The following is a 21,738-nucleotide window of genomic DNA, read 5'->3' as shown; positions in this document are numbered from 1 at the left end:
ACGTGGAAGAAAAACAGTTCACGCATTTTGATGCCCAGGGCCAGGCGAGCATGGTCGACGTGACCGATAAAGCGGTAACGGCCAGGGAAGCCGAGGCGACAGGCCGTGTGGTGATGCAAGCAGAAACGCTGGCTATGGTTGCCGCTGGCAATCATAAAAAGGGTGATGTGCTCGGTGTAGCCAGGTTGGCGGGAATTCAAGCGGCAAAAAAATGCAGCGATTTGATCCCCTTGTGCCATCCGCTGATGCTGTCTTCAGTCAAGGTCGATTTTGACATCGACAGTGCAGGGCAGTGCGTGCACATTCGTGCGCGGTGTAAATTAGCTGCGCAAACCGGCGTCGAGATGGAAGCCCTAACAGCCGTATCTGTGGCTGCATTGACGATCTACGACATGTGTAAGGCTGTCGATAAAGGCATGTGCATTGAGGGCATCCGCCTTCTCAGCAAGCGAGGCGGGCGTTCCGGCGAGTGGTCGGCGGAGGGGCATGACCATGATTAAGGTCTTGTTCTTTGCCAAGCTGCGTGAAACCTTGGGCACCTCTGACTTGGATATTGACTACGCCGGCACCGTAGCCGGCCTTAAGGCACAGCTGTCCACGCGCAATGATTGTTGGGCCGAGCAGTTCGCCCAGGAAAATTTGCTATGCGCGATTAATCAGCAAGTTGCTGCCGACGAAAGCCCTGTTTTCAAGGGTGATGAGGTTGCTTTTTTTCCTCCAGTTACAGGAGGTTAAGTTAAGTGATTAAAGTTTTAGTTCAGGTTGAGGATTTCGATGCAGGCGCTGAAGTAGCGCAACTGCGCAGCACCGCCAGTGGCGCAATTGTGCAGTTTTTAGGCGTAATGCGCGATAACAACCAGGGCGACACCGTGGCATCGATGCACCTGGAGCATTACCCCGGTATGACCGAGTCCAGCATCGAGCGCATTGTGGTAGAGGCGAGTGAGCGCTGGTCCTTGCTTGGCTGCACCGTTATCCACCGAGTTGGTACCGTGCTGCCCGGCGAGCAGATTGTACTGGTTGCGGTGAGCGCGGCGCACCGTCACGCAGCATTTCAAGCCTGTGAGTTCGTTATGGACTACCTTAAAACCCAGGCGCCATTTTGGAAAAAAGAACAACTGCACAACGGTGAGAGCCGTTGGGTGGACGCCAGGGAAAGCGACGATAGGGCCGCCGCGCGCTGGTCGGGCGTCAGCCGTTCGGACGAGCTGTAACAGCATCGGTCAGTGCATTCCCACTGTATACTACGCGCTCCTCACGTCGGCCCATACGCAGGTCGGCGGCGAATCACAGATAACAGGATATTTATGAGCTTCGATCCCCGTAACTTCCGCAATGCCCTCGGTCAGTTCGCGACAGGTGTGTGCGTAATTACCGCCAATCCACGCGGCTATGAGCCTTTCGGTATGACGGTTAATTCATTTGCCTCGGTGTCGCTGGACCCGGCTCTGGTGCTGTGGAGCCTGCGTAACGACTCCGAATGTTACCCGGCCTTTGAAGCGGCCGATGGCTTTACGGTCAACGTACTGAGCCAAGAGCAGGTTGGCCTGTCCAACCAATATGCGAAGAAAGATGCTCACCAACTGGATAAGGATCACTACCGCATTGGTAAAAGTGGCCTGCCGGTTCTGCGCGGTGCACTCACTAGCTTTGAATGTGATATCTGGCAGCGCTATGATGGCGGGGATCATTTGATTCTTGTTGGTAAAGTTACTGAAATGGACCTGAGTCCCACTGGTAAACCTCTTGTTTTCCACGGTGGTGGCTATCAGGAACTGCGCTAGGACTTTGCCTCTCAGCGGAGTAGCGGTATAGATGAAGTTTTGCAGTGAGTGTGGTGCGCCGGTTGAACTCCGTGTGCCGGAAGGAGACGACCGACCACGTTATACATGCACTCAGTGCGACATTATTCATTACCAAAACCCCCGTGTGGTGGTGGGCTGCCTGCCCACCATCGGCGATCAGGTTCTGCTTTGCCGGCGCGCTATTGAGCCGCGCTTGGGCTTCTGGACGATTCCCGCCGGTTTTATGGAAAACGGCGAGACGATGCTGGAGGGCGCTCTCAGGGAAACCCGTGAGGAAGCGGCCGCAAAAGTGAAGGACGAGAGCCTGTATCGATTATTCGATATTCCCCATATCAATCAGGTGTATGTATTTTTCCGCGGTGAACTCGACGGCGATTTCGGCGTCGGTCCGGAAAGCCTGGAAAGTAAGCTTTTCCGAGAAGAAGACATTCCCTGGTCCGAGCTGGCGTTTCCGGTGGTTACCGATATTTTGATAGATTATTTCGAAGACCGTCGGCGCAACGATTACCCCATTCGCCTGGGTAAGCCCGGCCCCCTCTGGGCCAAGCACGTAAACTGGAACTTCGACCAATAGCCGCTGCGCGGTATCCGGGTAGGGTGTCAGCGCTCGGTGTATAGTACTCCATTCACTTTCTGGTCAGCCCGAATACGATGAATAATGTAGATCTAATTTTGCTTGTTAGCAGCGCGGTAGCGCTACTGCTAGGGCTGGGTATTGGTGCGCTGATCTGGCATCGCATAGCCGTGCTTGAGCGACAAAAAACGGACCAGCAAATGGACGCATTACGTGCACAGAGCGAGGACCTTAACGCGCGTTTAGACACCGCACATCATCGCTTGAATGCCGCTGAGCAACGGGCTAATGAGGCGCAGCGGGCTGAAGCCGTTGCTCAGGACAGAGTGCGCCATCAGGCAGAGGAGCTGGTAAAAGCCGAGGCGTACCGCAAGCAACTGGCGGACGCTCAGGCGGCGCTGGCACGCAAAGAGAGTGACTATCAGCACCTGCAAACTGCCAGCGCCGAGCAAATTGGCCTGCTCAAGCAGGCCAAGGAGGAACTGAGTGCGCAGTTCGAGAAGTTGGCGCACAAGATCTTTGACGAAAAATCCCGCCGCTTTAGCGAGAGTAATCAACAGAGCCTTCAGCAGTCGCTTAATCCCTTTCGCGAACAACTTAAGGGCTTTCAGGAGCGCGTAAACCAAATTTACGACATCGAAAATCGCCAGCATGGTGAATTGCGCGAGCAGTTAAAAACCCTTCAGGAAATGAACCACAGTATCAGTCGCGAGGCGCACAACTTAACGCGCGCGCTTAAAGGGGACAACAAGGCGCAGGGCAACTGGGGCGAAGTGATTCTGGAGCGGGTGTTGGAGGAGTCGGGGCTGCGCAAGGGGCACGAATATGACACCCAGCAAAGTTTTACCGATGAACAGGGGCGCCGCCGCCAACCCGACGTGATCGTCCACTTGCCTGACGACAAAGACATCATTATTGATGCCAAAGTCTCTCTTATCGCTTATGAACGCTACTGCAGCAGCGAGGATGACAGCGAGCGCAGCGCAGCGCTCAAAGAACATATCCAGTCGGTGCGTCAGCATATTGGGGGCCTGTCGACCAAGGCCTATCAGCATATTGAGGGACTGCGAACCCTGGATTTCGTGTTTATCTTTATCCCGGTGGAGGCCGCGTTTATGGCGGCTTTTGAACATGATCCGGAGCTGTTTCGCAGCGCGTATGAGCAAAACATTGTGGTTGTCGGGCCGACAACCTTACTGGCGACGCTGCGCACGGTGCAGAGTATCTGGCGTTACGAGCGCCAAAACCGCAACGCCGAGAAAATTGCTCGCGAAGCGGGTGCCTTGCACGACCAATTTGTATTGGTGTCCGAGTCTCTGGAAGACCTGGGTAAGCACCTGGACAGAGGCCAACAAGCCTATGAGAAAACTCTCAAGCGTATGACAGAGGGGCGCGGCAACGTGGTCGGTCGTATTGCCAGACTGGAGGCTCTGGGCGCGAAGGTTAAAAAGCAGATTCCAGCGGCACTCAGCGATCGCGCTGATCTGCAACACGACGATACTGACAATTCAGCGATAGATGATTGAGGAGTAAATCATGGCGTTCCCCAAAATCGGTAATATGGCTCCCGCCTTTACGTTGCAAGATCAAAATGGCGACAAAGTCAGCTTGAAAGATTTCAAGGGTAGTAAAAATGTGGTTTTGTATTTCTACCCCAAAGCGAAGACGCCAGGTTGTACCGTGCAGGCCTGCGGTATTCGTGACACGCAGAAAGAATTTGCTAAGCGGGACACCGTGGTGCTGGCTGTTAGCCCCGACCCGGTTGCGAAATTGAAGAAATTTGAAGAAAACCCCAAGAAGGAAGAGGCGCCGTTAAACTTTACCCTGTTGTCTGATGAAGACCACGCCATAGCGGATAAGTACGGCGCCTGGGGGCTCAAGAAGTTCATGGGCCGTGAGTACGATGGCATTTTGCGTACGACCTTTATTATTGGCAAAGATGGCCGCTTAAAACATGTGATGGAAAAAGTGAATACCAAGCGCCATCACGACGACGTTATCAGCTTGCTCGATGAGCTGGATTTAGACTGAAACCGCGCATAAATACGCATAGGCAAGGTTCTGTGGGCTTGCTATAAAGAGGTAACGTCACAGGAGATGCCGATGAGCAGCGACGCACACGGTTCTTTTTCCGTAGAAACTCAGGGCAATATTGTTATTGCCACCCTGCGCGGGGCCTGGAATATAGAGGGCGCCATGGCGTATTTCCAAGAATTGGAGCGCGTGGTTGCCCGCTATGACAAGCAGCCGTGGTGTCGAGTGGTGGATTATCGCGACTACGATCTTCATACCCCGGAAGTCACCGCGGCGCAGCCGAAGTTGTCGCTCTGGTGCCAGTTACAAGGCTGTGTTGACCAGGTTTATGTCGGCTGCAACTCGGTTGACTTAAAAGCGCTGGACTTTTCCTACGCCGACTCGGGCATGACCTATGTCGCCTGCGATACCGTCGAGGAGGCAGTGCGTTATTGCCAGAGCGTGCTCAATGACGAACCACCGCCCGCTGACCTCAATTTCATTCTCGCCGGTGACCTGCCTGACGATTAATCGTTGTCTTCGTTGTTTATTTCGCCCTGTTGCTCGGCCTCATCTTTACTCAGACGGTACTGCTGAAGGTCCCGGGCGATCATGTCTAAACACAGTTTTAACACCACGGCGTCATCCAGATAGCCGGCTACAGGAATGAAATCCGGGATGCTGTCCAATGGCATTAAAATATAACCAAGGGCTGTAATGACCGCGCCGATGGACCACCAGGGTATTTCCCGATAATTGCCCCGAGCATAGTCTTGCACAAGTTGAAACAGGGTTTTCACTTGTTCCAGGTAAGGGGCCAGTGAAGCGTTAGTGAGGACTTTATCGAGAATGCGGCGCCGGTTTTTCAGGGTGGCTTCAAGCTGTTCTTGTTGGGCGTCGTCGGCCCCGTCTTCAAGAATCTTGCGCGCCCGGCGCTCGGAGAAAAATTTCATTAGCGCTCCGAAGGATGGCCCGGCCGTTAGCCGGGCGTGAGAACTTAAACCTTCGCCAGTGTAGCGTACTCCTCCTTAATTTGCTTTTTCAGCAGCTTGCCTGCGGCATTGCGGGGCAGGGGCTGTGCTACGAAGTGCAGCGCCGAGGGCACTTTAAAGCCGGCCAATTGCTCGCGTAAAAAGGATAGCAGGGCATCTTCCGTGAGCGTTTCGCCGTCATTCAGCCTGACCAGGGCGGCTACCGATTCTCCCATACGCTCATCCGGTAAGCCGATAACTGCGGATTCAAGAACTGCTGGGTGGCGGCTTAGCAGTGTCTCAATTTCCGCTGGATAGATATTTTCCCCGCCGCGAATAATCAAGTCTTTGGCGCGGTCTGCGAGATGAACGAAGCCGTCTTCGTCTAGGAATCCGATATCGCCGGTGGCCATCCAGCCATCTTTAAACTGGCTGGCGGTTGCTTCAGGACGGTGCCAGTAAGACTGGATATTGCACACTGAGCGCAGCCAGATTTCCCCCTTTTCCCCCGGCGGGAGGTCGCGGCCTTCCTCGTCGCAGGTTTTAAAGTCGACCAGGGGGGACAATGTTCCAGCGGCGCCGGGTTTTTCTTCGTAGGCAGCGCCGGTGCAGCTGGAGCAGATCGCGTTGCTTTCCGTCATGCCGTAGCCGGTGCCCACGTAGGCTTGTTCAAAACGCTCGTCAATCACGCGTTTAAACGTTGGAGGGCAGGCACTGCCACCGCCACCGAGAGAAAACAAACTACTGGTGTCGCGTTTGTCGAAGTCCGGGTGTTGCAGCAGGTCTATCACCATCGAGGGCGCGGCGCTGAATATCGTGACGGTTTCCTGCTCAATCAAACGCAGGGCCTCGGCGGCGTCCCATTTATAGGTCATCACAATTTTGCGACCGCCGCGAAGGTTCAGCAGAAAGGCCGCATAGCAGCCGGAAACGTGAAATAGCGGCACTGATAGCAGTGAGCAGGGAGCATTGCCGCCGGCAAACATCGCCTCGATCGCCTTCGGGTTGGCCATCGCTGACATGATGGCCTGTACCTCAAAGCTGATAATCGCCTGGATGATATTGCGATGACTCGAAAGTGCTCCCTTGGGCTTACCACTGGTGCCAGAGCTGTACATGATTTGTACAGGGTCATCCAGCTGGCATTGCCAGGGCTGCGGCATGGCTTGGCCCATTGCGCCGGCGATAAGCGCTTCCATACTTTCGGCGTGTTCACTGGCCTGGCTGCGTGCAACGATGGCGCGGCAGGGCAGATCGGCCAGCATTGGTGTGAGCAGCTCGAGACGGCGAGCGTCGCAGAAGACAATGTCAGCGGCGCTGTCGCGCAGTACAAACTCCAATTCTTCAGCGCTGCCCCAGCTATTCAGTGGCACCACAATAGCACCGAGTGATGCGATAGCTGTGTAGGCCTCCATCCACTCTGGGTAGTTGCGCATGGCGATCGCGATACGCTGGCCCTGTTTGAGTTGATAGTGGTGGACAAGCTGGTAGGCGAGCGCGTCCACCCGCTGAAAAAATTGTGCGAAGCTGCGCCGCTCTTCCGGCTTGCCCGGTTCGGCATACACCAGAAATTCCCCGTCTCCATGCTGGCGGCCGGCATCGAGCAGTTCACGCATGCTCGATGGTGCCTGCTTAAACTGACGGAAATGCTGCCCGTTTACCACACAGTCTTCCATCTCATAGGGGGCGCCCGGGGCGCAGAGCTGGTTTTGGCAGTCGCGAAGCGTTTGAGCAATATTGGTCATAGTCTGGGTTGCCTATTTCTTTTCAAACATACTGTGGGTAAAGCTCAGGGTCGATGGAATCGGCGCATTGATGGTTTCCATTATCCGCTCATATTCCGTTCGGCAAATTTTCCACTCACCATTTTCCAGGCGATAGTGATCCGTGTAGATGGCCGTGCCAAACAGCATCCAGTTTTGCTCCTTATTGAACACGAGGTCCTGCAGGTACCACTTTCCGCGTGCCTCACTTTCGCTGAGCAACTCGATTTCAGGGTGGTGGCCATTGTGCATGGTTAGTACATTGGGGCTATCCATGTGGCCGCGCAGGCCAGCGATGAGCTCGCTGCGGTTGTCGAAGCTATACTTGCCGCCGTCGTAGCGGGCAACGCAGTCTTCACTGAGCGTGCTTTCCAATAATTGCCAGTCGTGGGTATCTACTGCGCGCAAGTAAACATATTTGAGACGTTTGATCGCCTCGATCTGTAAGAGTTGGTCAGCGGAGCTGGCGTTCATAGCGAATGTTCCTGTTTGGTCTTTATGTTGCCGCAATGCGGTTGTTATCGACCCTGATTTTAGGGTAAGCGACGCGGAACAACATGCTCTGTATGGGTGACGTTATATGGCTTCAAAATATTGAATTTGGTGAAAAAAAATGTACAGCAGTACTTGTCGGCAGGCGGGGTCTGCTAAGCTCGGCCATTTTTTGGAGGGTACGTGGTGCGCGTAATTACCGTAAACACCAACGGTATTCGAGCAGCAGCTCGCAAGGGTTTCTTTTCCTGGCTGGAAACTCAGCAGGCTGATGTGGTTTGTATTCAGGAAACCAAGGCCCAGCAACACCAGCTAAGTGACCCACTGTTCCACCCCCAGGGTTATGTATCGGCCTTCAATGATGCGCACAAGAAAGGGTATAGCGGCACGGCCATTTATTGTCGCACGCCGCCACAACGCTTTGTTTGCGAGCTGGGCTGGGACCCGCTGGACAGCGAGGGGCGGTATGTCAGAGCCGATTACGACAAGCTCAGTGTTATCTCTCTTTACATGCCCTCCGGCTCAAGCAGTGACGCGGCGCAGCAAAAGAAAGATGATTTTCTGGAAAAGATATACCCGCATTTTGTCGAGCTAAAAGCCCAGGGTAGGGAGCTGATCATTTGTGGCGACTGGAATATGTGCCACCGCGAAATTGACCTAAAAAACTGGCGCGCGAATCGCAAAAATTCAGGCTTTTTGCCCCACGAGCGGGCGTGGCTGGATAAGCTCTATGACGAAGCGGGTTTTGTTGACGCCTTTCGGCAGATTAACACCGAGGCGGTATACACCTGGTGGTCAAACCGAGGGCAGGCCTATGCCAACAATGTTGGTTGGCGGCTCGACTACCATGTGGTCACCCCCGGGCTCATCGATAGCATTCGCGATGGCTGGGTATACCGCGAAGAACGCTTTTCCGATCATGCGCCTTTTATAATGGACTATGACATCTCGCTTTGAATCTGGGCCTTGTGTACTATATTTCGCTCGGGATCTGCCGAGCAGCCCAAATTGAGGGCTTTCGCCCGGCTTTTTTAGTTTTGTTTAAGGAAACACGATGAGCTTTTTTATCTCTCAAGCCCACGCACAAACTGCTGGCGCTGCAGGCGCCCCTCCGGGCGGTGAGTTGTTCCAGATCGGCTTTCTGGTGCTGATGTTCGGCCTTTTTTACTTCATTGCGATTCGTCCTCAGCGCAAGCGTCAAAAAGAGCACGCGGCAATGGTCGCCGCTCTGGCAAAAGGCGACGAGGTGGTCACCAGTGCGGGTATTCTCGGCAAAGTCACCAAGCTTGACGATGACTATGTTGTGTTGAGTGTTGCGGACAACGTAGAGCTGAAGTTCCAGCGCGTTGCCGTGCATGCAGTGCTGCCCAAGGGCACGCTCAAAGCCATTTAATACCGTAAACGGGGCGCATCAAGCGCCCCGTTTTCATTTCACGTCATAAACGAGCGATTGCGGGTTTTACATGACTATCCCGACTCAGTTCACGCCCCCACGTCTGGGCCTAGCCAATCTACCAACACCGCTCCAGCCTCTGACACGTCTGCAGGAAGCTCGCCCTGGTCCGCGCATTTGGGTAAAGCGCGACGACCTAACGGGCTGCACACTGTCTGGCAATAAAATACGCAAGCTGGAATTCAGTTTGGCGCAGGCGTTGGAAGAGGGCTGTGACACCATCATTACCTGTGGTGGCTTACAGTCCAACCATTGTCGGGCCACCGCCTTGCTGTGCGCTCAGCTCGGTTTGAAGTGCCACCTGCTACTGCGCGGCGAGAAGCCCGAACATGCCGATGGAAACTTACTGCTCGACCAATTAGCGGGCGCCCAGATTTCGGCTTATCCCGCCAAGCAATTTCAGGCTCAGCTGCCGCAGTTACTCGCGCAGTGGCAGCAGTACTACGCCGACAGAGGGCGCCGCGCGTTTATCATACCCACCGGAGCATCCGATGCAGTGGGAGTTTGGGGCTATTTCTCGGCGTGTGCCGAGTTAGCCGACGATTTTCGCCACCACGACATTCGTCCACGCCATATTATCTGCGCAACCGGCTCCGGCGGCACCCAGGCTGGCTTGACCGCTGGAGCCCACTATTACCTGGCCGGTAGCCGCGTGTGGGGCGTGAATGTCTGCGATGATGAAGCGTGGTTCTTAAATAAAGTGGCCCAAGACCTGCATGATTGGCAGCACCGTTACGACTTAGACGTCGCATTGGACGACTTACAGGTGAGTGTTATAGATGGTTACGTTGGGCCGGGCTATGCGTTGGCCGACGAAAAGGTTTATCAAACCATCGCTGACCTTGCCGCGACCGAGGGCCTTATTCTGGACCCTGTGTACACAGGGAAGGCCTTTCATGCGTTGCTGGAAGAGCGCGACAACGGCCGCTTTGGTGACGATGGGGACATCGTCTTTGTGCATACCGGCGGCATTTTTGGCGTCTTCCCGCATCGGCAGCATTTTACTTCATTGGGTGGATGACTATTTGGCCTGCTATTAGCGGGCCAGCAGTGACTATGCACCGCGACCCAATAACAACGATAAGGTAGCGCTATGGAAACAATTACGTCGATCATCGGCGGCCTCAATGGTCTGGTGTGGGGCTGGCCCATGCTTATTCTTATTCTCGGCACCGGGGCCTACCTGATGTTGGGGCTGGGCTTTATGCCACTGCGCAGAATCCCCCAGGCCTTTGGTCTGTTATTTCGCGGTCGCAAAGGCGAGCAGGACAGCGGCGATATCAGTCCCTTTCAGGCCTTAATGACCTCCTTATCAGCAACGATCGGCACCGGCAATATCGCCGGTGTTGCCACAGCGATCGCGCTCGGCGGTCCCGGTGCGCTGTTTTGGATGTGGTGCACAGCATTGGTGGGTATGGCAACCAAGTACGCCGAGGCGGTCTGTGCCGTGCACTATCGCGAACAAGACGAGCAGGGCAACTTCAGCGGCGGCCCGATGTATTACATAAAAAATGGTCTGGGGCCAAAGTGGCGTTGGCTGGCGGCAACCTTTGCATTTTTCGGTGTCTTTGCGGGCTTTGGCATTGGCAATACGGTTCAGGCTAACTCTGTGGCCGATGCGCTTCACGCCACGTTTTCTCTGCCGGTATGGGTAACCGGCGCGGTGTTGGCAACAGCGGTCGCGCTGGTGGTGTTGGGCGGGGTGAAGCGAATCGCCTCGGTCGCCGGCGTGCTAGTGCCCGTCATGGCGGTGGCGTATATGGCGATGGGCCTCGTTATTATTGCGATGAATATCAGCGAAATTCCGGCTCTGTTTTTACTGGTAATCGATGCCGCCTTTAATGGCGCGGCGGCGGTTGGTGGATTTGCCGGCGCGAGTGTGGTGGCGGCGATACGCTTTGGTGTGGCGCGGGGAATATTTTCCAACGAGGCTGGCTTGGGCAGTGCGCCAATTGCCCACGCCGCCGCAAGAACACACAATTCGGTGAACCAGGGCCTGATCGCCATGCTGGGTACCTTTATCGATACCATTTTGGTGTGCAGCATTACTGGCTTTGTCATTCTGTTGTCCGGGGCATGGCAGGGCGGCGAAAGTGGCGCGGCGCTGTCGGCGTTGGCCTTCGACAGCTTGATCGGCGGCGGTGACTTTATTGTGTCCGTGGGCTTGGCGGTCTTTGCGTTTACCACCATGCTGGGCTGGGCCTACTACGGCGAGCGCTGTGTGGTGTATTTTTTTGGCACTCACGCTATTTTTGCCTTTCGCCTGGCCTGGGTCGCGGCAATTCCCCTCGGCGCGATGGCGGAGCTCGATTTTATCTGGCTATTGGCCGATACCCTGAACGCGCTGATGGCGCTGCCGAACTTGCTGGCATTGTTACTGCTCAGTCCGGTGGTTTTTGCGTTGACGCGTGAGCGCCTGGGTAGCAATGGCTCAGCGGAAGCGCGCGAATGAGCGGTATAGGCGCTAGCTTATCTGGCGCATTGCAGCGCCTGAACCCGCGGCGGATTCTCGTTCTTCTCGACGATATTGATGCCGAAGCAGACAGTTACCGTTTATCGCGCCCGGCGGCGCTCAGGCGGGTTTTTGCGGTGCTGGCCTGTGTGTCCGTGAGCTTGCTGCTCATCCACTACTTAAAGTTTTCCTCTAGCCTGCAAACCCTGCTCCAGTGGCTCAGTGAAGTGCAGGGGCGTACACCGAACTATTGGTGGTGGGAGCTGCGTCGCAGTGGCTACGGTGAGTTGCTGTCCTACCTGTGGTGGACCACTTGGCATGTGGTTGGCTACGTGCTGCTGCCGTGGCTGATAATTCGCCGCGTAATGGGCGAGCGCATGCGCCATTTTGGCTGGGGCTGGGGGGACACCCACCGGCACTGGCAGGGCTATCTGCTGTTGCTCAGTCCAATTCTTGTGTTCATCTACCTGGCCAGCTTTCGGCCCGATTTTTTACAGCACTATCCCTTCTATAAACAGGCGGGTAGAAGCTGGTTTGACTTCATTAGTTGGGAGCTTCTGTACCTTACCCAGTTTATCTGCCTGGAGTTCTTCTTTCGCGGCTTTGTGCTGCAAGGCTTGCGTCCGGCCATCGGCGCGAACGCAATCTGGGTAATGTGTGTTCCCTATCTGATGATCCACTTTCCGAAGCTGTGGCCTGAAGCGGTGGGTGCCATCCTGTTTGGGTTGTTTCTGGGTATATTGGCGCTGCGCTCGCGATCTATCTGGGGCGGCTTTTTCGTTCATGCCGGTGTCGCGGTTGGTATGGATGTGGCCTCTTTACTGCGCCAGGGACGAATACCCGAGACGTTTTGGCCCTTTTAATCCTGCCAAGGCGACGACTTACTTCCCCGCATTTTTGTGCGAATAACGGTGCAATAGCGCCGTTATAGCGCAAAACAGCGCAACGCCGAGCGCCGCAATGCTGCCGCCAATATAGGCAAATAACACCGGCGCTTGCATCATGGTCGACATCAGCGAGTCTTGGTAATAGAAAAACCATTGATGCTCTGCCGGAAACACCCAAATATGCAGTTGGTAGAAGACCGCTTCAAAGCCAAAAACGCCCAGCAGGCCAGCTATTAACACAGAGACGCCAAGCAATTTACCCAGTTGCTGAGTCAGAGGCGGGAAGGGCGCCTTGCGGCGTATTTTTGCCAATGTCCAAACGGTCCAGGCCATCGCGGTAAGGATAACGAGCAAGCGAGTTGCACTAATCAGATGCGCAACATCTTGGAGGTGGATAATTTCCGCCTCGTGCAACAGGGCGACAGCGCGGGTTCGCCCCGCGGCGCGATAGCTTATCTCCTTAAGGCCTTCACCATCGCTGTGCACGGCGCGAACAATCTCCGCAAAGAGCGTGATGCGCTGTGCTCGGTCAGTCGTTTCAAAGCCATCCTTAAAGCGATTTTGGGGGCCGTATTCCGCGATGGTTTCAGCGATGCCGATATGGTCGTGAAAAAAGCCGTAAAAGTAGTTGAGCTGCGCTGATAGCAGCCATGCAAGGCCGGCGGCAAGCACCAAGGTTAATAGGGCGTAGAGGCCATTGCTTGCGCCGCTGCGCAGGCGGTGAACGTTGCCAGCGGTGCGCTTAGTCATAGTAGCGCTCAACCCGTGATGACACCTGAGTGAACAGGTCATAGCTGATGGTGCCGCAGCGCTCGGCGACCTCCGCGGCACTCACGCCCTGGCCCCAAAGGGTGACCTCGTCGCCAACCTTAACGTGGTCGACGTCAGTGACGTCGGCGGTGAGTAAGTCCATGGAAACACGCCCGGCCAACGAGGCGCGCTGACCATTCACCATTAGCGGTGTACCGTCAGTGGCGTGGCGCGGGTAGCCATCGGCATAGCCAGCGCCAATAGTGGCGATGAGGCGTTGTTCCCTGGCCTGCCAACGCCGCCCGTAACCGACGCCGTCGCCCGGGTGAACGGTTTTAAGCGCGATAATCCGGCTCTTGAAGTGCATCACCGGGCGCAGCGCGTTATCGCCCGTTAATGTCCCCGTGGGGTCGTCGCCGTAGAGCATAATGCCTGGCCGCTGCCACTGTGCATGGGTGTGCGGGTGGGCAATAATCGCGGCGGAATTAGCCAGGCTTAAAGGGAATGTGCCCAGTGCTCGACTGCTGCTGAACAGACGCTCAGCCTGTTCTTCGGTGACTTCCGCCCGAGGTGTATCGGCATCACTAAAGTGGCTCATGTGAATTACTTCTTTCACATTTTTGCTACCGACGAGAAGCTGCTGCGCGGCCACAAAATCCTCATGGCTCATGCCCAAACGGTTCATGCCGACATTGCGCTTAAGCCAAATTGACAGGGGGGTAGTTAAGCGAGCGCCGGCAAGCCGTTGTGCATCCTCTAGGCGATGAATAACCAAGTCCAGGCGCGCCTCGGCGCAGTGTTTCAGCGTGTTGTCATCAATCAGGGTGCCGAGCAGAAGCAAACGTTTGGACGGCGCGTGTTCGCGCAGTGCCAGTGCTTCACAAAGGCGCGCCAAGCCAAAACCCTGAGCGCGTTCGCCGAGGGTGTCGGCAACCCAATTCGCGCCGTGACCGTAGCCATTGGCCTTGAGCATGGCTAAGATAGCGCCGCCCGGCGCTAACTGTTTCACAACAGCGAGATTGTGGCGCAGTGCCGCTGCATCAAATTCCAACCAGGTTGTATTATGCAAGATATGTTGCCGCTCCGAAGCCTGTTGAGAGATTACCGCTGTCGCGTCCCGCGTAATTCTACCGCCCTCTGGTTTACCCTGACAGTGTTTCTGCTCGGTGTTTCTCCGGCGTGGTCCGACAATCAATGCCCGCCGCGCTATTCACCTGCAGACGCCGACGATGCGCTTTATATCAGTGTGTCGGCTTGGCAGGCGATGCAGGCACAACGTCGCCTTATCGAGCGCTGCCCAACTCTGGCGGCAGATTTTGCATGGGCGACTTTTTTCAGCGGGCCCGCAACGCAGCAGGCCGTTGCTGAGTCTGCGAATTATGCTGCGCTGGCGACCTCGGTGGCGGCCCGCGATCAACTGCGCCTCGTAAGAGTCGCCCATGTTTTGTTGGGGGCGTCGCAAGATTTCAGCGTGTCGGCTGCGGTGCGCCGCCTGCGCCGGGAATTCCATCGACAGCCGGTGATTTATCGGGATAAAGCCCTGGCGCTAAGCAATCGACTTGCTGAGTTTCTGCCAAGGGTGTCCATTGAGGGTCGCCGCGGCCTCGCGTTGCCTGCGCATCCGGGCTACTACCTGCTAGCAGGGGAGCACGGCAGACCTGAACTGGTGCTTAGCGCCGCAACGCAGCAACGCGAGCAGAGCAGTGGCGCGGTGTTTTTTATTAACGCGCAGGCCAGAAGAGTCCGTGTTTGGCCCCAGGCTGGCGTCCAGCAATGGCAAGTGGGGCGCTTATACAGCCAGTACCGCAAGGGGGACGCCTGGTGTACTGCCACGGCACTAACACGGCACTGGCTGATAACGGCAGCGCACTGCTTGTTTGAACCGCGCTCGCCTGCGCGCAGAGCGCATTCGGTGGTGTTCTACCCGGCGCGCGATGGCGCGCAAAACCCGGGAATCTCGGCGGTGGCGGCGTGGACCTTGGATCACAAGCACGCACAATTGCTTGCTGGCGACTTCGCTGCCTATGCAGGTAGTGACGTAGCACTTGTACAGCTTGCCTCGCCTATCGCCGGCCAGTTTTTAAACGCGCCATTGGCAGCGCTGTCTGCAGATGACGCCGCCGTAGAGATGGTTTCCTACCCGAGCGCATCGTCCGCTGGTGATTTGTGGTTGAGTCAATGCCAGACGAGTCCGCGCAGTGAGGCTGGTGGTGACCTTGCTCTTGTCGGGCTCGACTGCTTGAATCAGCCTGGCCAAAGTGGCGCCATGCTGCGCGAGGGAATGAAAGCGGTTGGGGTATTGTCGGCGAATGTTAGTAGCGAGGAGATCGCAACCACATCGATAGCCGCTGTATTCTCCCAGGCGTTAATTGAGGATATCGCTTTGATTCGTCAGGGCAGCAAACCACGTTCGATGAACTGGCAGCGTTTGCAATTCTAGCCTCGGCTCTTGTCTGCACTTCGCCATCTTGTATAGTGGAGGCGCTACGTATTGAGGGACATTCATGCCCAAGGGATTTGAAGACAAGTTAGTCGTTGCGATTTCATCACGGGCGCTGTTTAACTTGGATGACAGTCATCAGGTGTTTGAAACGCAGGGGCTGGACGCGTATCAACAATATCAAATCGATCGCGAAGATGAGGTGCTCGATAAAGGCGAGGCCTTCAATATTGTTGAACGCTTACTCAAACTTAACGACTTGCTGAAAGAACCGCGCGTTGAGGTTATTTTATTGTCTCGCAATTCCGCGGATACCGGCCTGCGGATATTTAACTCCATAGAACACTACGGTTTGAACATACGGCGTGCCGCCTTTAGCGGTGGGGCGAGCCCCTACAATTACGTGTCGGCGTTTGGCTGCCACCTGTTTTTATCCACCCATGCCGAAGACGTGCGTCGAGCACTTGAAAACGGCGTTGCTGCAGCGACCTTGTTACCACGCAGTAAAAAGTCTGAGCAGTCAACGCAGCGCGAACTGCGTTTTGCTTTCGACGGTGATGCCGTGCTGTTTTCCGATGAGGCAGAACAGATATACAAACAGCAGGGGCTGGAGGCCTTTACTGCCAGTGAAGTGGAGGCGGCGGACCGCCCGCTGAGTGGCGGCCCCTTTAAACCCTTCCTGTCAGCACTAAATACCTTACAGCGAGAATTCCCATCGGACGCGCCGCCAATTCGAACTGCCTTGGTGACCGCCCGGTCTGCACCGGCGCACAAGCGCGTGATACGTACACTGCGCGAATGGAATATCCGGATCGATGAGTCACTATTTTTGGGTGGCCTTGAAAAGGGCGAGTTCTTGAAAGCCTATGGTGCGGATGTATTTTTCGACGATCAGCAAAGTCACTGTGAATCAGCCAGTGAACATGTGCCAGCCGGGCATGTCCCGCACGGTATTGCTAACGCCCCACAGGCTTAGCCGTTGTATTTGGAGACAATAATCAATGAAACTTCAGCAGTTACGCTACATCTGGGAAGTGGCCCATCACGAGATGAACGTATCCGCAACGGCGCAGAGCTTGTTTACCTCCCAGCCAGGGATCAGTAAGCAAATTCGGATGCTAGAGGATGAGCTGGGCGTGGAAATCTTCGCGCGCAATGGCAAACATCTGACACGGGTAACGCCGGCGGGCGAAGCAATATTAAAAGAAGCCGGAGAAATACTGCACAAGGCTGAGGGCATTAAAAGCATCGCTCAGGAGTTTAAAAACCCGAGCAAAGGCAGCCTGTCTATTGCCACCACGCACACGCAGGCGCGCTACGCATTGCCGCCGGTGATCAAAACCTTTATCGAGCGCTATCCCGACGTGTCCCTGCACATGCACCAGGGAACGCCCATGCAAATATCCGAGCTGGCGGCGAATTTCGGTGTGGACTTCGCCATCGCCACTGAGGCTCTGGAGCTGTTTAGCGACCTGATAATGATGCCTTGCTATCGCTGGAACCGGGCGATACTGGTGCCGCGAGATCATCCTTTAGCCAGCGTCTCCAAGCTGTCTGTGGAGGATGTTGCTGCCCATCCTATCGTCACTTACGTATTTGGTTTCACTGGTCGCTCAAAATTAGACGATGCGTTTTTACAGCGCGGTTTAGAGCCTAAAGTCGTGTTCACAGCCACCGATGCCGACGTTATCAAAACCTATGTCAGGCTTGGTCTGGGCATAGGTATTGTCGCGCAAATGGCTTACGACCCCGAGGTTGATAGCGACTTGGTTGCCCTCGATGCCAGCCACCTTTTCGAAGCCAGCGTTACCAAAGTGGGCTTCCGCCGCGGCACCTATATGCGCAAATTTATGTACGACTTTGTCGAATTATTTGCTCCGCATCTGACGCCGGAGCTCGTTGACCAGGCCTACCAATGTCATAGCAAAGCTGACCTGGAAGCGCTGTTTGCGCCTATCGAGTTGCCCACCCTTTAGCGAGATCGCTCCGGTGTTGACCTGAGGCGTTGCTTTTAGCGGGGCAAGCCGTTAGATTGACCGCCTTTTTTACTTGAGGAGACTTTCGCCGTGGAAATCGCATGCCTGGACCTGGAAGGTGTACTGATTCCGGAAATCTGGATCGACTTCGCCGAACGCACGGGTATTGAGGCGCTAAAAGCGACGACCCGCGATATTCCCGACTACGATGTGCTGATGCAGCAACGTCTTCGTTTGTTGGACGAAAACGGCCTTGGCCTGCCCGATATTCAAGCGGTGATTGCCGATATGCGGCCGATGGAAGGTGCGCGCGAGTTTTTGGATTGGCTGCGGGCACGCTTTCAGGTGGTGATCCTCTCCGATACCTTTTACGAGTTTGCTGCGCCATTGATGGCCCAGCTCGGCTGGCCAACCCTGCTGTGTCACAAGCTGGAAACCGACAATGTCGGAAAGGTGGTCGACTATAAAATTCGCCAAGTAAACCCTAAACGCCAGTCGGTATTGGCGCTGAAAACCCTGTATTACCGCATTATCGCTGCTGGTGATTCATACAATGACACCACCATGCTCGCGGAAGCAGACGCCGGTATTTTGTTCAAAGCACCGAGCAATGTGATCGAAGAGTTCCCTCAATTTCCAGCGGTGCACGACTATGAAGCGCTGAAGTTGGAGTTTTTGAAGGCCTCTAACCGCAACCTTAGCTTGTAACGAGCGCTACTCAGGCTCGGCAAGCACCGCCATGAGCTTGCCGAGCTTCTCTTCCGTTTCGACAAATTCCATCTTTGCCTTAGAATCGGCAACAATGCCGCCGCCGGCCCAGCCGCGAATCTGCCCGTTGTGGCAAACAAAGCTTCGAATGGTAATCGAGCTGTCCAGCCGCCCACTTGCCGACAAATAGAACACGCTTCCGCAGTACAGCGATCGTCGGTTTGGTTCAAGCTCGGCGATAATCTCCATCGCCCGTCGTTTTGGCGCGCCGGTGATGGAGCCACCCGGAAAGCAATCCAATAGCGCCCGAAGCGCGGTGATCTCGGGTTTTAGCGTACTGCGAATGGTGCTTACCAGGTGATGAACCGTGTTAAAGCTTTGCAGCTCAAGCAAACGCTCGACCTGCACACTGCCCGCTGTGCTGTTTTTACCCAGATCATTGCGTAGCAGGTCAACGATCATCACATTTTCCGCGCGATTTTTTTCGCTGGCCTCCAGGGCCTCGGCATTCGCCTTGTCCGTTACCGGGTCGGGGGATCGTGGCGCGGTCCCTTTGATGGGCTGGGTTAGCATGCTGCCCTTATCGATTTCAATAAAACGCTCGGGGGAAAGGGATAACAGCTGGCATTCCCCTAAATCGAGATAGGCGGAGAAGGGCGCTGCGGCGACCTTTCTCATGCGTTTATACGCCTGCCACGGGGAGCCTGAGTAGGGCGCGCTAAACTGGCGAGTGAGATTGATCTGGTAGCAATCACCGTCGAGGATATAGCGCTGAATCGCCTCGAAGCAGCGAGCGTAGTCCGGCCAGTCCAGATGGCTATGAAATGGCGCAGTTAGCATAAATGTGGCGTCGTTGACGGCGTGCTCGAGGGCCGATGACGACAGCTGGCGCGCTATCTTGCTTTGGCAGTCAGGCTGTAACACCAGCTCTGCGCACTGCGTGTGGTGGTCGACAATAATTGCCCAGTCGTAAATGCCAACGTGCAGCAGCGGCAGTTCAGCTGAGGGGGAGAGGTGTATATCCCTGGCCTCGCCAAGCTCATAGTTGATACAGCCAATCGCCCCGCCGCAGAAGGGCAAATCGTCGGCGCTGTGCATGCCGGCAACGGCTTGCTCTATAGCGGCCTCCGCCTGTGAAAGCAATACACCGATAGTCGTGTTATCACGTGGCGCAATGCTGATTATAGTGGTGGGATCGGCACTAATGATGCTGTAGCGGCCGCGGTCGCTATGGGGCTTTCCCGAATCGATAAACACTGGATTCGGCGCCGACGCCACAGCCTCGAAGTAGCGGCTGCTGTCTGCAAAATAGGCTAAAGGACGGCGTTGGAGGTTGGGCATTGCTGCGGCGATAGTGCTCTTGAAAGCGGGTTGGCAAAGACTGATTGTACGTGCTAGGCCTATGAAAAATCTAGCATTTTGTCACCGATAGTGATCGGTATGGTCACCCATATCAGATTGACAGCGCCACCGCCCTAAAGTAATGTTAGCCGCCGCTTTGAGAATCAAATAAGCCGTCGTTGGAATGACACCTAGAACGGCACGTTCTCAATCATCCGTCGCTCACATGCCAGTTGGCAGGAATCTAGGCAGCCTGAAATTCAGTGGCTGTGGATTACTTCAGCCTGTATGCGGGTGCGGAAACAAAACAATATTGCATCTGGGACTGACAGGCATGAGTAAAAAAGAGCAATTGACTCCCTCGCTGAATAATCCATTCGCGCAGAAATCCGAGCTGGAATTCACTGTGCCCGGTCAAATTGACTACGATCCGGGCCTCTATGAAGCTGCGCTTCAAGCAGGTTACGACTTGCAGCAGCGCCCAATGAAGGCTGCGGGAATTAAAGGCGTTCAAAAGCAACACGAAAAGAAACGCATGACTATCTGGGAACGTATCCAGGTGCTTGCGGACGATGGCAGTGAGCCAAAGGTGCTCTACCAAAACTGGGGTAAAAACCTCGATGGAGCCTCACTGGTAACCGCCATTGTTAAGGTTAACGGTCGCGATGTCGCGATGTACGGCCACGACTTCACCGTTCGCGCGGGTTCCATGGATGCCACCAACGGCACCAAGCTGGCCAATCTTTTCCAGCTAGCCGGTAAACTGGGTATTCCCCTGGTCGGCATGAACGACTCTGCGGGGGCGTACATTCCCGCGGGTGTCGGCGGCCTTGACGGTTATGCCGAGGCCTTTACGGCACTGCGTAAGATCAACGGTGTGGTGCCTTCGATTATGTGCATGTTCGGCTATAACGCCGGTGGCGGTGCTTATCTGCCGCGTCAGGGCTCATTTGTTATTCAGCCCAACGACACCTTCTTTGGCCTGACTGGCCCAGGTGTTGTTAAGTCGGTACTGGGTGAAGACGTAACCGCCGATGAACTCGGTGGCCCCAGTGTTCACAGCCAGTCTGGCGTTACAGACTTTGTTGTGCCCGATGAAGTTGCAGCGCTGCGCAAAGTTAAAGAGCTGCTGAACTACCTGCCAGACAACGCATCGTCTAAGCCTCCCTTCCAGCCAACGTCTGACCCACTGAATCGCAAAACCTGGGATATCGACCTGCTGCTGAAGAAGGCCTTTAACAGCCCAACCGGTTTCAACACGCCCTTTGATATTAGCATTATCATTCAACAGATGTGCGATCACGGCGACTATTTTGAAATTCAGCCAGAGCGCGCTCGTAACACCATTTGTGCGCTCGGCCGTATCGGCGGGAATGTTGTCGGCTTTGTCGCCAACAACTCGGCCGTGTCATCGGGTCAGATCGATATAGACGCCGCCTACAAAAACGCGCGTTTCATCCGCTTCTGTAATGTCTACAACATTCCGGTGATCTTTATGGAAGACACCACCGGCTTCCTGCCCGGTCGCGACCAGGAAACGGGTGGTATTGTTCAAGCCGGACGCGCCATGCTCGACGCGATTATCGACCTGCGCACACCGCGCTTCCTGATGATTGTGCGCAACGCCTTCGGCGGCGCATACGCCTCCTTCAACAACTATCCAACGGGTGCGGATTTCGTCTGCGCGTTGCCAACCACTCGCCTGGCCGTAATGGGGCCTGCCGGGGTCGAGTACGTTTATAAAGATGAAGTGCGCAAAATCCGTGGTTCAATCAAGTCTCGCATCGCCGAGGCAACCCAGCAGAATATTGCCGCTGGCATGGCCGAGGGCGAGGCGCGCAGCCAAGCTGAAGCGGCAGTTGCCGAGTGGCAAAAGCAAGAAGAAGCGCTGTTAACCCAACGCTACGAAAAAGAACTGATGAACCCCAACGAAGCACTGAGCCTGGGATCGATTTCCCAGATCGTCATGCCTGCGGACCTGCGAAAAGTCCTGGGCGAGCAATTGGAGCTGCACTTGAAAGCGTACACGCCTGAGCCGATGTCCGGCCCTCAGCGCGAGTTCCACTAAGCAGCCTTGCTCGACAACAACTACTAGACGATTCGCTTAAGAGGT

At 55.4% G+C, this 21,738-nt stretch carries 24 protein-coding genes; 18 read left to right on the top strand and 6 right to left on the bottom strand.

Going from position 1 to position 21,738, the window contains the following annotated elements; all coding sequences use genetic code 11:
* The first annotated feature begins 2 nt into the window (after window positions 1–2).
* The 8 genes from moaC (at window position 3) to AC2Q8J_RS02595 (ending at window position 4,923) form a co-directional block, all read left to right on the top strand.
* Window positions 3–500, top strand: a complete 498-nt coding sequence (gene moaC, locus AC2Q8J_RS02630) for a cyclic pyranopterin monophosphate synthase MoaC (RefSeq protein WP_267878891.1) — start codon at window positions 3–5, stop codon at window positions 498–500.
* Window positions 487–735: a molybdopterin converting factor subunit 1 gene (moaD, locus tag AC2Q8J_RS02625; protein WP_486452022.1), complete on the top strand. Its 249-nt coding sequence runs from the start codon at window positions 487–489 to the stop codon at window positions 733–735. Before moaC ends, moaD begins: the two co-directional genes overlap by 14 nt.
* Before the next feature lie 8 nt (window positions 736–743).
* Complete coding sequence (gene moaE / locus AC2Q8J_RS02620; RefSeq protein ID WP_486452625.1) at window positions 744–1,214, top strand: molybdopterin synthase catalytic subunit MoaE; 471 nt, start codon at window positions 744–746, stop codon at window positions 1,212–1,214.
* A gap of 93 nt (window positions 1,215–1,307) precedes the next feature.
* Complete coding sequence (locus AC2Q8J_RS02615; protein ID WP_027872542.1) at window positions 1,308–1,784, top strand: flavin reductase family protein; 477 nt, start codon at window positions 1,308–1,310, stop codon at window positions 1,782–1,784.
* 31 nt (window positions 1,785–1,815) lie between these two features.
* Window positions 1,816–2,379 (top strand): NUDIX hydrolase, encoded by a 564-nt coding sequence (locus tag AC2Q8J_RS02610; protein WP_027872541.1) that lies wholly within the window; start codon window positions 1,816–1,818, stop codon window positions 2,377–2,379.
* A 77-nt stretch (window positions 2,380–2,456) separates the two neighbouring features.
* Window positions 2,457–3,905: a DNA recombination protein RmuC gene (locus tag AC2Q8J_RS02605; protein WP_486452021.1), complete on the top strand. Its 1,449-nt coding sequence runs from the start codon at window positions 2,457–2,459 to the stop codon at window positions 3,903–3,905.
* Window positions 3,906–3,915: 10 nt separating this feature from the next.
* The gene (gene bcp, locus AC2Q8J_RS02600; protein ID WP_486452020.1) at window positions 3,916–4,410 is read left to right on the top strand and encodes a thioredoxin-dependent thiol peroxidase; all 495 of its coding nucleotides are present in this window, start codon (window positions 3,916–3,918) and stop codon (window positions 4,408–4,410) included.
* Between the two features lie 72 nt (window positions 4,411–4,482).
* Window positions 4,483–4,923, top strand: a complete 441-nt coding sequence (locus tag AC2Q8J_RS02595; protein WP_374973469.1) for a hypothetical protein — start codon at window positions 4,483–4,485, stop codon at window positions 4,921–4,923.
* Here the strand turns inward: AC2Q8J_RS02595 and AC2Q8J_RS02590 are convergent.
* Genes AC2Q8J_RS02590 through AC2Q8J_RS02580 form a run of 3 tightly spaced genes read right to left on the bottom strand, consistent with a single transcriptional unit; the run spans window position 4,920 to window position 7,600 of the window.
* Window positions 4,920–5,345, bottom strand: a complete 426-nt coding sequence (locus AC2Q8J_RS02590; protein WP_486452019.1) for a YkvA family protein — start codon at window positions 5,343–5,345, stop codon at window positions 4,920–4,922. The genes AC2Q8J_RS02595 and AC2Q8J_RS02590 overlap by 4 nt on opposite strands.
* A gap of 44 nt (window positions 5,346–5,389) precedes the next feature.
* On the bottom strand, window positions 5,390–7,108 hold the full coding sequence (locus tag AC2Q8J_RS02585; RefSeq protein WP_027872537.1) for a class I adenylate-forming enzyme family protein: 1,719 nt from the start codon (window positions 7,106–7,108) through the stop codon (window positions 5,390–5,392).
* Window positions 7,109–7,120: 12 nt separating this feature from the next.
* Window positions 7,121–7,600 (bottom strand): nuclear transport factor 2 family protein, encoded by a 480-nt coding sequence (locus AC2Q8J_RS02580; RefSeq protein WP_027872536.1) that lies wholly within the window; start codon window positions 7,598–7,600, stop codon window positions 7,121–7,123.
* A 204-nt stretch (window positions 7,601–7,804) separates the two neighbouring features.
* On the opposite strand from AC2Q8J_RS02580, the gene AC2Q8J_RS02575 reads away from it, so the two are divergent.
* The 5 genes from AC2Q8J_RS02575 (at window position 7,805) to AC2Q8J_RS02555 (ending at window position 12,386) form a co-directional block, all read left to right on the top strand.
* Window positions 7,805–8,575: an exodeoxyribonuclease III gene (locus AC2Q8J_RS02575; RefSeq protein WP_027872535.1), complete on the top strand. Its 771-nt coding sequence runs from the start codon at window positions 7,805–7,807 to the stop codon at window positions 8,573–8,575.
* A 97-nt stretch (window positions 8,576–8,672) separates the two neighbouring features.
* Complete coding sequence (gene yajC, locus AC2Q8J_RS02570) at window positions 8,673–9,011, top strand: preprotein translocase subunit YajC (RefSeq protein WP_027872534.1); 339 nt, start codon at window positions 8,673–8,675, stop codon at window positions 9,009–9,011.
* Between the two features lie 70 nt (window positions 9,012–9,081).
* On the top strand, window positions 9,082–10,092 hold the full coding sequence (locus AC2Q8J_RS02565) for a D-cysteine desulfhydrase family protein (RefSeq protein WP_486452018.1): 1,011 nt from the start codon (window positions 9,082–9,084) through the stop codon (window positions 10,090–10,092).
* 72 nt (window positions 10,093–10,164) lie between these two features.
* The gene (locus AC2Q8J_RS02560) at window positions 10,165–11,523 is read left to right on the top strand and encodes an alanine/glycine:cation symporter family protein (protein WP_486452017.1); all 1,359 of its coding nucleotides are present in this window, start codon (window positions 10,165–10,167) and stop codon (window positions 11,521–11,523) included.
* Complete coding sequence (locus AC2Q8J_RS02555) at window positions 11,520–12,386, top strand: CPBP family intramembrane glutamic endopeptidase (RefSeq protein ID WP_154653802.1); 867 nt, start codon at window positions 11,520–11,522, stop codon at window positions 12,384–12,386. Before AC2Q8J_RS02560 ends, AC2Q8J_RS02555 begins: the two co-directional genes overlap by 4 nt.
* 18 nt (window positions 12,387–12,404) lie before the next feature.
* Here AC2Q8J_RS02555 and AC2Q8J_RS02550 read toward each other — a convergent pair whose 3' ends face one another.
* Window positions 12,405–13,160, bottom strand: coding sequence for a lipoprotein intramolecular transacylase Lit (locus AC2Q8J_RS02550; RefSeq protein WP_486452016.1), 756 nt, complete (start codon window positions 13,158–13,160; stop codon window positions 12,405–12,407).
* The gene (gene alr / locus AC2Q8J_RS02545) at window positions 13,153–14,229 is read right to left on the bottom strand and encodes an alanine racemase (RefSeq protein WP_486452015.1); all 1,077 of its coding nucleotides are present in this window, start codon (window positions 14,227–14,229) and stop codon (window positions 13,153–13,155) included. Before alr ends, AC2Q8J_RS02550 begins: the two co-directional genes overlap by 8 nt.
* On the opposite strand from alr, the gene AC2Q8J_RS02540 reads away from it, so the two are divergent.
* The 4 genes from AC2Q8J_RS02540 to thrH all read left to right on the top strand — a co-directional run bounded on the left by AC2Q8J_RS02540 (window position 14,224) and on the right by thrH (window position 18,284).
* Window positions 14,224–15,600, top strand: a complete 1,377-nt coding sequence (locus AC2Q8J_RS02540) for a trypsin-like serine peptidase (protein WP_486452014.1) — start codon at window positions 14,224–14,226, stop codon at window positions 15,598–15,600. The genes alr and AC2Q8J_RS02540 overlap by 6 nt on opposite strands.
* Window positions 15,601–15,664: 64 nt before the next feature.
* The gene (locus AC2Q8J_RS02535; RefSeq protein ID WP_027872528.1) at window positions 15,665–16,576 is read left to right on the top strand and encodes a 5'-nucleotidase; all 912 of its coding nucleotides are present in this window, start codon (window positions 15,665–15,667) and stop codon (window positions 16,574–16,576) included.
* A gap of 25 nt (window positions 16,577–16,601) precedes the next feature.
* Window positions 16,602–17,576 (top strand): HTH-type transcriptional regulator CysB, encoded by a 975-nt coding sequence (gene cysB / locus AC2Q8J_RS02530; RefSeq protein WP_204995398.1) that lies wholly within the window; start codon window positions 16,602–16,604, stop codon window positions 17,574–17,576.
* Window positions 17,577–17,666: 90 nt separating this feature from the next.
* Window positions 17,667–18,284 carry a bifunctional phosphoserine phosphatase/homoserine phosphotransferase ThrH gene (thrH, locus tag AC2Q8J_RS02525; RefSeq protein WP_027872526.1) on the top strand — a complete coding sequence of 206 codons (618 nt, stop codon included), beginning with the start codon at window positions 17,667–17,669 and terminating at the stop codon, window positions 18,282–18,284.
* A 6-nt stretch (window positions 18,285–18,290) separates the two neighbouring features.
* On the opposite strand, the gene pabB is transcribed toward thrH, so the two are convergent.
* Entirely contained in the window at window positions 18,291–19,625 is a 1,335-nt protein-coding gene (gene pabB / locus AC2Q8J_RS02520; protein WP_027872525.1) for an aminodeoxychorismate synthase component I, read from the bottom strand.
* 334 nt (window positions 19,626–19,959) lie between these two features.
* Here pabB and AC2Q8J_RS02515 point away from each other — a divergent pair, with 334 nt between their 5' ends.
* Window positions 19,960–21,693 (top strand): acyl-CoA carboxylase subunit beta, encoded by a 1,734-nt coding sequence (locus AC2Q8J_RS02515; protein WP_204995396.1) that lies wholly within the window; start codon window positions 19,960–19,962, stop codon window positions 21,691–21,693.
* Window positions 21,694–21,738: the final 45 nt, after the last annotated feature.

The organism is Spongiibacter sp. C9W (assembly GCF_057370015.1).
The sequence above is the reverse complement of the archived record's forward strand: the minus strand, read 5'-3'. Positions and strand labels throughout refer to the sequence as shown.

What these genes read in the sequence shown, in the direction of transcription:
- moaD (WP_486452022.1), top strand. Translation starts at nt 487, where the DNA reads ATGACCATGATTAAGGTCTTGTTCTTTGCCAAGCTGCGTGAAACCTTG.
- AC2Q8J_RS02615 (WP_027872542.1), top strand. Translation starts at nt 1,308, where the DNA reads ATGAGCTTCGATCCCCGTAACTTCCGCAATGCCCTCGGTCAGTTCGCG.
- AC2Q8J_RS02610 (WP_027872541.1), top strand. Translation starts at nt 1,816, where the DNA reads ATGAAGTTTTGCAGTGAGTGTGGTGCGCCGGTTGAACTCCGTGTGCCG.
- AC2Q8J_RS02605 (WP_486452021.1), top strand. Translation starts at nt 2,457, where the DNA reads ATGAATAATGTAGATCTAATTTTGCTTGTTAGCAGCGCGGTAGCGCTA.
- bcp (WP_486452020.1), top strand. Translation starts at nt 3,916, where the DNA reads ATGGCGTTCCCCAAAATCGGTAATATGGCTCCCGCCTTTACGTTGCAA.
- AC2Q8J_RS02595 (WP_374973469.1), top strand. Translation starts at nt 4,483, where the DNA reads ATGAGCAGCGACGCACACGGTTCTTTTTCCGTAGAAACTCAGGGCAAT.
- AC2Q8J_RS02590 (WP_486452019.1), bottom strand. Translation starts at nt 5,345, where the DNA reads ATGAAATTTTTCTCCGAGCGCCGGGCGCGCAAGATTCTTGAAGACGGG.
- AC2Q8J_RS02585 (WP_027872537.1), bottom strand. Translation starts at nt 7,108, where the DNA reads ATGACCAATATTGCTCAAACGCTTCGCGACTGCCAAAACCAGCTCTGC.
- AC2Q8J_RS02580 (WP_027872536.1), bottom strand. Translation starts at nt 7,600, where the DNA reads ATGAACGCCAGCTCCGCTGACCAACTCTTACAGATCGAGGCGATCAAA.
- yajC (WP_027872534.1), top strand. Translation starts at nt 8,673, where the DNA reads ATGAGCTTTTTTATCTCTCAAGCCCACGCACAAACTGCTGGCGCTGCA.
- AC2Q8J_RS02565 (WP_486452018.1), top strand. Translation starts at nt 9,082, where the DNA reads ATGACTATCCCGACTCAGTTCACGCCCCCACGTCTGGGCCTAGCCAAT.
- AC2Q8J_RS02560 (WP_486452017.1), top strand. Translation starts at nt 10,165, where the DNA reads ATGGAAACAATTACGTCGATCATCGGCGGCCTCAATGGTCTGGTGTGG.
- AC2Q8J_RS02555 (WP_154653802.1), top strand. Translation starts at nt 11,520, where the DNA reads ATGAGCGGTATAGGCGCTAGCTTATCTGGCGCATTGCAGCGCCTGAAC.
- AC2Q8J_RS02550 (WP_486452016.1), bottom strand. Translation starts at nt 13,160, where the DNA reads ATGACTAAGCGCACCGCTGGCAACGTTCACCGCCTGCGCAGCGGCGCA.
- AC2Q8J_RS02540 (WP_486452014.1), top strand. Translation starts at nt 14,224, where the DNA reads ATGCAAGATATGTTGCCGCTCCGAAGCCTGTTGAGAGATTACCGCTGT.
- AC2Q8J_RS02535 (WP_027872528.1), top strand. Translation starts at nt 15,665, where the DNA reads ATGCCCAAGGGATTTGAAGACAAGTTAGTCGTTGCGATTTCATCACGG.
- cysB (WP_204995398.1), top strand. Translation starts at nt 16,602, where the DNA reads ATGAAACTTCAGCAGTTACGCTACATCTGGGAAGTGGCCCATCACGAG.
- pabB (WP_027872525.1), bottom strand. Translation starts at nt 19,625, where the DNA reads ATGCCCAACCTCCAACGCCGTCCTTTAGCCTATTTTGCAGACAGCAGC.
- AC2Q8J_RS02515 (WP_204995396.1), top strand. Translation starts at nt 19,960, where the DNA reads ATGAGTAAAAAAGAGCAATTGACTCCCTCGCTGAATAATCCATTCGCG.